General features: G+C 73.4%; 11 protein-coding genes. 6 read left to right on the forward strand and 5 right to left on the reverse strand.

The features are described 5' to 3' along the window. Positions 1–18 precede the first annotated feature (18 nt). The gene (locus AB0J39_RS19135) at positions 19–1,014 is read left to right on the forward strand and encodes a LacI family DNA-binding transcriptional regulator (RefSeq protein ID WP_363466301.1); all 996 of its coding nucleotides are present in this window, start codon (positions 19–21) and stop codon (positions 1,012–1,014) included. Positions 1,015–1,055: 41 nt separating this feature from the next. Here AB0J39_RS19135 and AB0J39_RS19140 read toward each other — a convergent pair whose 3' ends face one another. Continuing rightward, on the reverse strand, positions 1,056–1,394 hold the full coding sequence (locus AB0J39_RS19140) for a rhodanese-like domain-containing protein (protein WP_363466303.1): 339 nt from the start codon (positions 1,392–1,394) through the stop codon (positions 1,056–1,058). 96 nt (positions 1,395–1,490) lie between these two features. On the opposite strand from AB0J39_RS19140, the gene AB0J39_RS19145 reads away from it, so the two are divergent. Further along, positions 1,491–2,084, forward strand: coding sequence for a helix-turn-helix domain-containing protein (locus AB0J39_RS19145; protein ID WP_363466304.1), 594 nt, complete (start codon positions 1,491–1,493; stop codon positions 2,082–2,084). Positions 2,085–2,162: 78 nt separating this feature from the next. Here the strand turns inward: AB0J39_RS19145 and AB0J39_RS19150 are convergent, their stop codons facing one another. Genes AB0J39_RS19150 through AB0J39_RS19160 form a run of 3 tightly spaced genes read right to left on the reverse strand, consistent with a single transcriptional unit; the run spans position 2,163 to position 4,927 of the window. Then, positions 2,163–3,359 (reverse strand): hypothetical protein, encoded by a 1,197-nt coding sequence (locus AB0J39_RS19150; protein WP_363466307.1) that lies wholly within the window; start codon positions 3,357–3,359, stop codon positions 2,163–2,165. Between the two features lie 2 nt (positions 3,360–3,361). After that, positions 3,362–3,748, reverse strand: a complete 387-nt coding sequence (locus AB0J39_RS19155) for a Rid family detoxifying hydrolase (protein ID WP_363466310.1) — start codon at positions 3,746–3,748, stop codon at positions 3,362–3,364. A gap of 18 nt (positions 3,749–3,766) precedes the next feature. Then, positions 3,767–4,927, reverse strand: a complete 1,161-nt coding sequence (locus AB0J39_RS19160) for an alanine racemase (protein ID WP_363466327.1) — start codon at positions 4,925–4,927, stop codon at positions 3,767–3,769. A gap of 377 nt (positions 4,928–5,304) precedes the next feature. Between AB0J39_RS19160 and AB0J39_RS19165 the strand changes: the two genes are divergently transcribed. After that, entirely contained in the window at positions 5,305–5,946 is a 642-nt protein-coding gene (locus tag AB0J39_RS19165) for a hypothetical protein (RefSeq protein ID WP_363466312.1), read from the forward strand. 302 nt (positions 5,947–6,248) lie between these two features. Next, complete coding sequence (locus tag AB0J39_RS19170; RefSeq protein ID WP_363466314.1) at positions 6,249–7,121, forward strand: alpha/beta hydrolase; 873 nt, start codon at positions 6,249–6,251, stop codon at positions 7,119–7,121. 66 nt (positions 7,122–7,187) lie between these two features. Here AB0J39_RS19170 and AB0J39_RS19175 read toward each other — a convergent pair whose 3' ends face one another. Further along, on the reverse strand, positions 7,188–8,690 hold the full coding sequence (locus tag AB0J39_RS19175; RefSeq protein ID WP_363466317.1) for a nitrilase-related carbon-nitrogen hydrolase: 1,503 nt from the start codon (positions 8,688–8,690) through the stop codon (positions 7,188–7,190). Between the two features lie 230 nt (positions 8,691–8,920). On the opposite strand from AB0J39_RS19175, the gene AB0J39_RS19180 reads away from it, so the two are divergent. Together AB0J39_RS19180 and AB0J39_RS19185 are read left to right on the forward strand one after the other, a co-directional pair. Next, positions 8,921–10,054 (forward strand): histidine kinase, encoded by a 1,134-nt coding sequence (locus AB0J39_RS19180; RefSeq protein ID WP_363466319.1) that lies wholly within the window; start codon positions 8,921–8,923, stop codon positions 10,052–10,054. Between the two features lie 4 nt (positions 10,055–10,058). Continuing rightward, positions 10,059–10,718 carry a response regulator transcription factor gene (locus AB0J39_RS19185; RefSeq protein WP_363466322.1) on the forward strand — a complete coding sequence of 220 codons (660 nt, stop codon included), beginning with the start codon at positions 10,059–10,061 and terminating at the stop codon, positions 10,716–10,718. Positions 10,719–10,866: the final 148 nt, after the last annotated feature.

The following is a 10,866-nucleotide window of genomic DNA, read 5'->3' on the forward strand; positions in this document are numbered from 1 at the left end:
ACCACAAAGGGGGAATGGATGAAGCGACCCACTCTGGAGGCGGTGGCGGCGCGGGCAGGGGTGTCCCGCGCCACCGTCTCCCGGGTCGTCAACGGGCAGATGACGGTGACGCCGCAGATCCGGGATGCCGTGATGCGCGCCGTGGACGAGCTGGGATACGTGCCCAACTCGGCGGCGCGCAGCCTCGTCACCCAGCGGACCGACTCGATCGCGCTGGTCGTGTCGGAGCCGCCGACCAGGGTCTTCTCAGAGGACCCGATGTTCTCCACCGTCATCCGCTCGGCCAGTCTGGAACTCGAGGCCGCCGACCGTCAGGTCGTGCTCATGCTCGGCGGCTCGGCCCAGAGCCACGCGAGGATCGAGCGCTACATCGCCAGCGGTCACGTCGACGGGGTCATGCTGATCTCGATGCACGGCGCCGACCCGCTGCCCGCCGCCATCGCGCGGATGGGCGTCCCCGCCGTCTCGTACGGCAGGCCGGCGGTGCCGGTGCCCCTGCCGTACGTGGACAACGACAACGTGGGCGGCGCGATGAAGGCGGTGCGCCACCTGCTGGACAGCGGACGGCGGCGCATCGCCACGATCGCCGGGCCGCAGGACATGATCGGCGGCCAGGACCGGCTCACGGGCTACCGCGACGCGCTGCGCGAGTCCGACCGGCGGTCGATCGTCGCCGTCGGCGACTTCACCCGGGAGTCCGGCGCCGTCGCGATGCGCCACCTGCTGCAGGACGACCCGAACCTGGACGCCGTCTTCGTCGCCAACGACCTCATGGCCATCGGGGCGCTGCAGACCCTGCGTCAGGCGGGCCGCCGGGTGCCTGACGACGTGGCGGTCGTCGGGTTCGACGACATCGAGGCGGCCCGCTACACCGAGCCCCCGCTGACCACGATCAGGCACCCGATCATCGAGCAGGCCGCCGCGATGGTCCGGCTGCTGCTGGGGCTGTTCCAGGGCGGCCCGGCGGCCCCCGTGATCCTCCCGACCGAACTCGTCGTCCGGGACTCCGCCTGAGCGATCCCGGCGGTCAGGACGCCGTGGTCAGGACGCCGTGGTCAGGACGCCGTGGTCAGCGACTCGACCGGCAGCCCGGCCTCGGCCCAGTCCTGGATGCCCTCCCGGTACTTGCGCACGTCGGTGTACCCGAGCGCGGTCAGCCGGTTGGCCACGGCCTGGCTGTTGGGGCAGGACGGGTTCGAGCAGTAGGTGACGATCGGGGCGTTCTTGTCCGGCAACAGTTCCGCGGCCCGCTCGGCGACCTCGGACTCCGTCAGCGGGATCGCGCCCGGCAGGTGCTGCCGGGCGTAGTAGTCGCCGCCGAGCGCGTCGACGACGGTGACGGCGCCCGCGTCGATCGCGGCCTTGAGCTCGTCCCTGCTGATGAGAGCGGTCATTGCGTCCTCCAAGTAACTGGACTACAGTCCGTTTGTGTGAACAGCTCGAAAATTACCGGACCGCAGTCCGGTTCGTCAAGAGACCTCACCTCACTGATGGCGGACCCGCCCCGCGAGCGCGCGGACGCGGCCCGCAACCGGCGACGGGTGCTGGAGGCGGCGGCGAAGCTGTTCCGCGAGCACGGAGTCGAAGCGGTCTCGATGGACGCGGTGGCGGCGGAGGCCGGGGTGGGCAAGGGCACGCTGTTCCGCCGGTTCGGGGACAAGTCGGGACTCGTGGCGGCCCTGCTCGACGACAAGGAACGGGAACTGCAGGAACGCATCCTGTCCGGGCCGCCGCCGCTGGGGCCCGGCGCCTCACCCGCCGACCGGGTGCGGGCGTTCGTGGCGGCCTACGCCGGCTATCTCTTCGGGCACCTCGACCTGTTGCGCGTCTCGGAGACCGCGAGCCCGGGCGCCCGCTACCGGATCGGCGCCTACCGTTTCTGGCACCGCCACCTGGCGATCCTGCTGGCCGAGGCGCGACCGGACGCGGACGCCGACTACCTCGCCCACGCGCTGCTCGCCCCGCTCGCGGCCGAGCACGTCACCGCCGTTGTGCGGGAGTGCGACACCGCCCGGGTCGCGGCCGGGCTGGCCGTCCTCGCGGACGCCCTGGTCACACCCCCGTCGGCGACCTCGGGCCGGTGACCCGCACGGCGCGGCACGGCGGCATGCCGGACGCGCCACGCCTGCAACGGGGTTCGGCGGGCGCCCGGTGACATCGAGTCAGGCGAGCGCCTCGGTGATGCGGCCGAGCGCGTCGAAGGGAGCCAGGCCGTACGCGGAGAAGTCGACGGCCCCGGCCCCCGCCGTACGGGCGGCGCGGACCTTGGCGGCCAGCCGGTCGGCGGAGTCGGTGTCCGGGGCGCCGGGGCGCAGCACGACCCTCAGCTCGGGGTTCTTGCCCACGGACCGGCGGTAGGCCGCGACGTCGTCGGCCACCCGGGCGGGGTCCCTGGCGTACCCGAGGACCGCGAACGACGGGACCAGGTCGCCGAGCGCCACCAGGTCGATCCCGAGCTGCCAGGAGTCGTGCGCGGCCAGACCGGCCGAGGGCAGCCCGTGCGCCTGGCCCTTGACCGCGCCCGTCGCGTCCGTGAACGTCAGCCGTGCGCCCTCGGCCCGCACGGCCGCCGCGACCTCGCCGACCAGCGACGTGACGCTCTCGGAGCGGGCCCGCGCGTACGCCACCGCCTCCGGCCCGGCGTAGGCCGTCAGCGCCGCCCGCGTGACCTCGCCCTCCGCGGGAGGATCGCCGTCGAGCACGCCTGCGACGATCCTGGCGCACTCCTGCCTGGCCACCTCGGCGTTCACCCCGAGGTCGGCGGCCCGGCGCACGCAGTGGGCGCAGAAGCACAGGCCGAACAGGAAGGCGTCCATCGGACCGAGCGCCACGGAGCACCGATCACAGGTGAAGGGCCCGAAGTGCAGCGACTCCGCGACGACCGTGTCCACCCCCTGCCGCGCGACGGCCCGTGCCAGCGCCACCGCGTACGCCCGCACGTCGGGGTGCGAGGGGCACAGGTCGGCCGGGGAGCCGTGGTCGCCGAAGCAGTTCTCCACGGTCACGTCCGGGCAGGCCAGGCCGATCGTGGCGTTGCGCAGGAACACCGTCCAGCCGTGCAGCCGCATCCCCCGCTCGGCGCAGGCGCGGCGCAGCTCGTCGAGGGGCCGGTCCTCCGCGCCCGGTTGCACGGGCGGGGCCAGGCGCAGCCCGCCGAACAGGTCGTCCGGCGGCGGGAAGTGGACGCCGTCGCGGCGCAGCGTCAGCCGCGAGGCGGCGTGCGGGGTCACGTCCCTCGCCTGGTGGTAGGCCGCGGCCACCGCGACGCCTCGCACGCCGTACGCCGAGGCCCGGTCGAGCAGCCCGCGCACGCCCTCCGCGCGCAGGTCCTCGACGAAGACGTACAGGGCGCTGTCCATCGTCAGCGGCCCGTGTACGCCACGAAGTCGATCTCGACGAGGATGTCCAGGAGATCGGAGCCCACGGTGGTGCGCACCGGGTAGGGCCGGGTGAAGTAGGTCTGGTAGACCTCGTTGAACGCGGCGAAGTCCTCCTTCAGGTTCTGCAGGTGGACCGTCGCCTTCACCACGTCGTCGAACGTCAGGCCGTGGGCCTCCAGCACGGCCCCCAGGTTGCGCATGGTCCGGTGCGTCTGGGCCGCCACGTCGTCGCCCACGACCTCGCCGGTCGCGGGGTCGAGCGGCCCCATGCCCGAGGTGTAGAGGAAGTCGCCGGCCACCACGCCCTGCGAGTACGGCCCGATCGGCGGGGCGCCCTCGGCCGTACGGATCTCCTGCTTGCCAGCCATTGTCACCGCTCCGGAAGATCAGAAATACGTATTGATCAAATCAATCACGACGTCGTCGTCGTCCACCACGGGGATGACGCGCCACTTGTCGAAGGCCGTGCACGGATGGGAGAGCCCGAACGACACCAGGTCTCCCGGGCGCAGCCCGGCTTCGCCGCTGAGATAGGCGTGCTGGTCCCACAGCTTGACGACCGTCACCCCGGTGAGCGGCTCGGCCGGTTCCTCGCCCCCGCCGCGCCGCACGGCCTTCGGGGACGGCAGGTGCAGGTCGTACGGCACGTCCCGCTTGCCCATGCCGACCAGCACGAGGCCGGGCTCCGGCACGGACAGGACCTGGGCCCAGACCTCCAGCGCCGGCCGCAGTTCGCCCGCCACCCGGTTGTAGGGCGTGGTCTCGCGGTAGAAGCCGTCGTCGTGCGCGATGTAGGCGCCGCTGCGCAGCACCACGGTCGCGCCGAGCTCCGCGGTCAGCGGCGCGAGCTCCTCGGCCACCAGGTCGAACCACGAGCTTCCCCCGGCGGAGACCACCAGGGGACCGGCCACCCGCGGCGCCAGTGCCCGCGCCGCGCGTGCCAGGTCGCGCAGGTACGCCCGGACCTCGTCGGCCGTCCGCAGGGTGCCCTCGTATCCGGCGACCCCGGCCAGTTCGGTCCCCCGGGCCTCGCACAACGCCCCGGCCACCTCGAGCAGCTCGTCCTGACCACGGCAGCCGGTCCTGCCGCCCGGGTGGCCCAGCTCGACGAGCACCCGGAACGGCACCTCGCCGGCCGTCTCGTCGAGCACGCGCACGCCCTCGATGGAGTCGGCGTAGCAGAGGAAGTCGAAACGGCCGATCTCACCGGCCAGCAGGCGCAGGGCGCCCCGGTCGAGGATCTCGTTGGCCAGCAGCACCCGGGGGACGCCGAAGGAGCGGTGGACGAGCACCTGGCTCGCCGTCGCGGCGGTGACCCCCCAGGCCCCGGCGTCGAGCTGGGCCCGGACGAGCTGGGGCGACATCGTGGTCTTGGCGTGCGGCGCGAAGGCGAGCCCGTACCGGTCGGCGAAGGCGGCGAGCGTCGCGATGTTGTGGTCGAGGGCCGAACGCCTCGCCACCATGACCGGCCAGGTGAACGAGCCGTCGAACAGGGAGTGCCGGGCCGCGGCGAACTCCCGTCCGCCGATGGGTTCGCCCGGCCACAGGAAACCACGCGTGCGCGCGTCGACGACGATCTCCGGGAGCCCTCGCGGCCGCGCCGCGTCCTGCTCGGAGTGCTCGAAGGAGTGCTCCGGAGGGTGCTCGATGGAGTGTTGCGGGGCGCGCCCGAGGGAGTCTTGCGGGGCGCGCTCCCGGGGGCCGTCCGCGAAACTCACGCCGCCCCCTCGCTGTCCCGGTTCAGACCACCTCGTGGATCGTACTGGACCGCGCCCGCGGTGGCGGACTCCGCGCCTTTCGGAGCAGCGGTGCGCGAGCGGGAACGGGCCGGATTGTCGTAGGGGATCACTACAGTGCGGTCCGGCAGTGCGCACGAGTTCCGCGACTGCGCACGAGTTCCGCGACGATCACGGATGGGACCGAGATGAGCGAGGATCCACGACTCGCACGAGCCGGCGCTCTCTATGAGCAGGCGGTCTTCGGCGGCGACGCCTCGGGTCTGCCCGAGGCCGAACGGGGGTTGGACGCGGTGGAGGCCGACCTCGCCCTGGCCCGCGGCCGGGTCGCCCACGCGCGGTTCCTGGAGGACCGCGAGGAGGACCCCCGCGAGCTCGAGCTGTTCGAGCGGGCCGCCGACCTCTACCGGCGGCTCGGCGACATTCGCGGCGAGGGCGAGGCGCTCTTCTGGGTCGGCTGTTTCCACCAGGTCGTGCGGCACGACGAGGAGGCGGCCGGGGCTGCATTGCGGCGGTCGCACGAACTCGCGGCGGCGGCCGGCGACACGCTGACCATGTCCTACGCGCTCAGGCATCTGGGCATCGCCGAGCACGGGGCCGGGCGGCTGGAGGCGGCGCGGGAACGGCTGGAGGAGTCGGTGCGGCTGCGCCGGGAGCTCGGTTTCCTGCCGGGTGTCGCGGCCAACCTGGTCGGGCTGGCTTACATCGCCGCCGCGGAGGGCCGCCGGGACCACGCCCTGCGGCTGCTCGACGAGGCGGCCGGCCTCGCGGAGACGAGCGGGGCCCGGGGCATCGCCCGGCACGTGGAGCAGGCGCGTACAACTCTGTGACCACGTACCTGTACGTACCTGCGACCACGGCCTGCTGACCGCGGGGCCGGCCGGACGGTCCGGCGGCCGGCGGATCGCGCCGCGCGTCGGGGGTCGGGCATCGGGCGATCCCGCGAGTCGACCGTCGTTCGATGGCATGTTCGAGATAAGGTGTGGTGGCCGTCACAGGGGAGTCCGGCCGGGCCCCTCCCCTGCGCCGGCGGGCTTCACGTGGCCGCGGCGACCATACGAGCGGGCCACGCAGGCGGAACAAGCAGACAGACCGTGTAGGCAGATCACCTGTGTCGAGGAGGAACCACCCAATGACCGAGCCCAAGACCCACACCCTCGAGGTGCCCGGCTGCGTTCTGCACTACGACGTGCGCGAGGCCGAGGAGACCACGGAGCCGGTTCTGCTGCTGATCGGATCGCCGATGGACGCCACCGGATTCGCCGCCCTGGCGCGGCACTTCCCGGACCGTACGGTGGTGACCTACGACCCGCGCGGCAGCGGGCGGAGCACGCGGACCGACGACACCGGGGAGTCGACGCCCGAGCTGCACGCCGACGACCTGCACCGGCTGATCGACGCGGTCGGAGGCGGGCCGGTGGACATCTTCGCCAGCAGCGGAGGCGCGGTCAACGGGCTCGCGCTGGTGGCCCGGCACCCCGAACAGGTGCGCACGCTCGTGGCGCACGAGCCCCCGACCGTCCAGGTGCTGCCGGACCGGGAGCAGGCGCTGGCCGCCGTGGCCGACATCCGGCGGACGTACGACCAGGAGGGTTTCGGCCCGGCGATGGTGAAGTTCTTCGCGATCGTGGGCCACCAGGGCGAGATCCCGGCGGACTTCGCCGACCAGCCCCGGCCGAATCCGGCCGAGTTCGGGCTGCCGGCGCAGGACGACGGTTCGCGGGACGACGTGATGTTCGCGCAGAACCTGATCACCTGCACGCACTACGAGCCCGATTTCGAGGCGCTGCGCGCGGCCCCGACCCGCGTCGTCCTCGGCGTCGGCGTCGAGTCGGAGGGACAGCTGGCCAGCCGCGCGGGCACGGTGATCGCCGAGCGGCTCGGCGGCAAGCCCGTCATCTTCCCGAGCAACCACGGCGGATTCCTCGACGACACGTACGGCACGCCTAGCGACCCGGACAACTTCGCCGTCACGCTGCGCCAGGTTCTCACCGAGCAGGCGTAGGCGGCCACGCTGCGCCGGGTCCTCACGGAGCAGGCGTAGGCGCTCGGGGGCGCGGGGTGCTGTCGCCTAGCGCGGCATCGAGGGCTCCGGCGCGGCGGCGTGTGCGACCGGCGCACGCCGCGCGCCTGCCGCCCCCCGGGTGCGGGCGAGGGACGCGAGTGCGAGCACCAGCAGGAGCGCGCAGGCCCAGGCGAACCAGTCGCCGAACCTCGTGTAGGGCGTGTCGGCCGAGCGGGTGGGCAACGCGGTGAGGACGGACACGACCGGCCCGTCCGCGCTGTGCGCCTCGGTCCTGATCCGCCCATAGGCGTCGCTCACGACCAGGTCGCCGTTCCGCCCCGCGCGCGCCACGGTCAGCCCGGTCTCGACGCCCCGGGTGACCGCCATCCTCCCGTGCAGCCAGCGGTCCCGATCGAAGTCCCAGGCGGGCACGAAGAGCGTCGTGGCGCCGCGTGCGCGGTAGTCGCGCACCAGGCCGGGCAGGTCCAGGTCGAAACAGATCGCGATCGCCCAGCGGGAGCCCGAACCGGGCACGAAGGCCGCACGGTTCCCGGGCCGGAAGTCGTCTTCGAGTCCGGGGATGAGGTGGCGCTTGAAGTACTCGACCGGCCGGCTCCCGTCGGCGGGGAAGCCGACCGCGGCGTTGCGGAGGCTACCGGCCCGCTTGAGGACGAGCCCGGCGATGATGTCGACGTGGTGCTCGGCGGCGAGCCGCGCCAGCGGCCCCGCCAGGACGGGCAGCGTCGCGTCGTCGGCGACGAAGACCTTCTCCGGCATGACCACGACCCGCGCGCCGTGTGCGGCGAGGTCCGGGATCCGCGCCGTGTACCGTCCGAGCAGGGCACGTCCCTCCGCGGATTCGACCGGGACCCAGCCGTCCCGGTCGACGGCGAGCAGCGCCACCTTCTCCGGGCCCTCACCGTACGGCGCGCTCAGCCGCCAGACGCCGTACCCCGCCGTCAGAGCCAGGACGATCGCGGCGGTGACCGCCACCCGCAGCCGCCCGGCCGCCCCCGGTGCCGCGGGAAGCGGTGCGAAGAGCACGGCGGCGGCCGCGGGCACCCCGAGGACCAGGAAGGTGATGCCCCACGGTCCGGTGACCGAGGCGGTCTGCAGGACTGGAAGGACGTCGGCCTGGGTGTAGGCCAGGCTCCACCACGCCCCGTTCGGTGACAGCACCGATACCGCGTACTCGACGCCGGCCCAGGCCGCCGGCACGACGGCGGCGGCCGTCAGCGGACGTCCCCTCAGCATCAGCGCCCGTGACAACAGGACGACCAGCCCGAACAGCAGCGCCGACCCGGCGAGCATCGACACGACCATCGGCGGCGGGATCCCCACCGTGTCGAGGAAGTAGCCCCACATCGCCGTCTCACCTCCGAGCCACGCGGCCGACGCCGCGAGGAAGGCGGCGCGAGCGCCGACGCGATGGGCGAGGACGAGCACCGGCAGCGGTGCGAGCCAGGTGAGCCAGGGCACCGGAGTGAGCCCGGTGCCGAAATGGAACAGCGTCGCCGACAGCGCCGTGGCGGCGAGCGCCACGGCCGGACGCCGAATCGGTGCGTTCATCGTGCAGCCTCCTTGTTCAGCCGCCCCGACCCTCCGGGTGTCCGGCCCGCACGCACATCACCGGCGCGAGTGATCCGGGTGCCCGTCGCAGGGACCGGGACCGCTCGGAGAGCCGTGACACCGGCCTCACTCGAAGGAGTGAGAGGGCCCTCAGCCGAGCGATCGAGGCGACGGCGGATGCCGCGCGCATAGTCTTGCCGCGTTTCCTCCAGCAACCCCCGGAGCCGGTCATGCGGGCGAGCATCCTCACTCCGTCGAAGGCCGACGTCGCGATCGCCGCCGTCGTCACCGTGATGACGGTGACGCCCGCCCTCGTCCCGTACCGGCAGCCGTGGTGGGCCCTGGCGCTCGCCGTCCTCATGTCGGTGCCCGTGCTGTGGCGGCGCCGCGCCATCCTCCCCGTCGGGGCGGTCGTGGGCTGCGCCACGACGATCCTGGCGATCGCGGCGAAGTCGCTGCCGCACTCCGCGACCCTGGTGCTGCTGCTGCCATACGGCGTGCTCGTGTGCACCTACACGTTCGCGGCGGCGGATCTCTCCCGGGCGCGGCGCGCCGGGGGCATCGCGGCTCTCGCCGCCGGCGTGGCCGCGTCACTCGTCGTCCCGCACGAGAATCTGGAGACTTACCGTTACCTCCTCACCGCGATCGTCGCCGCGTACGCCCTCGGTGTGGGCGCACGGGCCCGGCGGGCCGCCCGGGACGCCGAGCGGGAGCGCGAAGCCCGCATCCGGGAGGAACGCGCCGCCGCGATCGCACGCGAACGCACCCGGATCGCCCGCGACATGCACGACATCGTGACCCACTCGGTCGGCCTCATGGTGATCCAGGCGGAGACCGGCCCGCTGGTGGCGCGCGATCACCCCGAGAAGGCCGAGGCGGTCTTCGAGGCGATCGCGGAGGCCGGGCGGGACGCGATCGGTCAGCTCCGCCTGATCCTCGGCGCGCTGCGCGGGAGCGAGGCACCCGGCGGCCCGGGGCCGGCCCGGGGGCCGCAGCCCGGGCTCGACGCCCTGCCCGGCCTGCTGGACAACGCCCGCCGGGCGGGCCTGGACGTCTCCGCCGACGTGCGTGGCGAGCCACGGCGCCTGCCCTCCGATGTGGACATCGCTGCGTACCGGATCATCCAGGAGGCGTTGACCAACACCATCCGGCATGCTGGAGCGAGCGCCGTCCGCGTACGGCTCCGCTGGTCCGGTGACGCCCTGGACGTCGAGGTCGCCGACGACGGCCGGGGCGCGCGGGAGCTACGGGAAGGACACGGCATGATCGGCATGCGGGAGCGGGTCACGGCGTGCGGCGGCCGGCTGGCCGTGCGGCCGGGGAACCCGGGTCTCACCGTCACCGCGACCCTGCCGATCGGCTGACGGCATGCTGCGCGTACTCGTCGCCGACGACCAGGACCTGTTCCGCGGCGGCTTCGCGATGATCCTCGACGCCCATGACGACATCACCGTGGTCGGCGAGGCGGCCGACGGCGCCGAGGCCGTCACGAAGGCGGTCGAGCTGAAGCCGGACGTGGTGCTCATGGACATCCGGATGCCCGGCGTGGACGGCGTCGAGGCCACGGCCCGGGTGTGCCGCAGGACCGACGCGAAGGTGCTGGTCCTGACGATGTACGACGTCGACGAGTACGTCTACGACGCCCTGCGCGCCGGGGCCAGTGGCTTCCTGCTCAAGGACGTACGGCGGGACGACCTCGTACGCGCCGTCCGCCTGGTCGCCGAGGGGGAGTCACTGCTGGCCCCTGCGATCACCCGGCGCCTGATCGGCGAGTTCGTCGGGCGTGGACGTGCCCGGCCCCGGCTGCGGCAGCGGCTCGGTGAGCTGACCGACCGGGAGATGGACACGCTGCGGCTGCTCGCGCGCGGCCGGTCCAACGCCGAGATCGCCGCGGATCTGGTGGTCACCGAGCACACGGTCAAAAGTCACGTGAGCAACCTGCTGACGAAGCTGGACCTGCGCGACCGCGCCCAGGCCGTCGTCTTCGCGTACGAGTCCGGCCTGGTCGTCGCCGGCGACCAGGACTGATTCCGCGCCGATCCGCGATGACGACTCGGTGCCCGAGCCGGTGGTAGGCAGCGGGGCGGGCGGGCGAGCTGTCGGGCCGGCGGCGCCCCCGGGGAAGACGAGGCCCGCTAGGCGTCCGCGCCGCCCCCGGGCCTTCAGCCGGCGCGCA

Source organism: Microbispora sp. NPDC049633 (assembly GCF_040675265.1).
Lineage (GTDB): Bacteria > Actinomycetota > Actinomycetes > Streptosporangiales > Streptosporangiaceae > Microbispora > Microbispora maris.

Excerpts from the sequence above, each read along its gene's own strand:
- AB0J39_RS19180 (WP_363466319.1), top strand. The coding sequence starts at position 8,921 with ATGCGGGCGAGCATCCTCACTCCGTCGAAGGCCGACGTCGCGATCGCC.
- AB0J39_RS19175 (WP_363466317.1), bottom strand. The coding sequence starts at position 8,690 with ATGAACGCACCGATTCGGCGTCCGGCCGTGGCGCTCGCCGCCACGGCG.
- AB0J39_RS19150 (WP_363466307.1), bottom strand. The coding sequence starts at position 3,359 with ATGGACAGCGCCCTGTACGTCTTCGTCGAGGACCTGCGCGCGGAGGGC.
- AB0J39_RS19145 (WP_363466304.1), top strand. The coding sequence starts at position 1,491 with ATGGCGGACCCGCCCCGCGAGCGCGCGGACGCGGCCCGCAACCGGCGA.
- AB0J39_RS19140 (WP_363466303.1), bottom strand. The coding sequence starts at position 1,394 with ATGACCGCTCTCATCAGCAGGGACGAGCTCAAGGCCGCGATCGACGCG.
- AB0J39_RS19185 (WP_363466322.1), top strand. The coding sequence starts at position 10,059 with ATGCTGCGCGTACTCGTCGCCGACGACCAGGACCTGTTCCGCGGCGGC.
- AB0J39_RS19170 (WP_363466314.1), top strand. The coding sequence starts at position 6,249 with ATGACCGAGCCCAAGACCCACACCCTCGAGGTGCCCGGCTGCGTTCTG.
- AB0J39_RS19135 (WP_363466301.1), top strand. The coding sequence starts at position 19 with ATGAAGCGACCCACTCTGGAGGCGGTGGCGGCGCGGGCAGGGGTGTCC.
- AB0J39_RS19165 (WP_363466312.1), top strand. The coding sequence starts at position 5,305 with ATGAGCGAGGATCCACGACTCGCACGAGCCGGCGCTCTCTATGAGCAG.
- AB0J39_RS19155 (WP_363466310.1), bottom strand. The coding sequence starts at position 3,748 with ATGGCTGGCAAGCAGGAGATCCGTACGGCCGAGGGCGCCCCGCCGATC.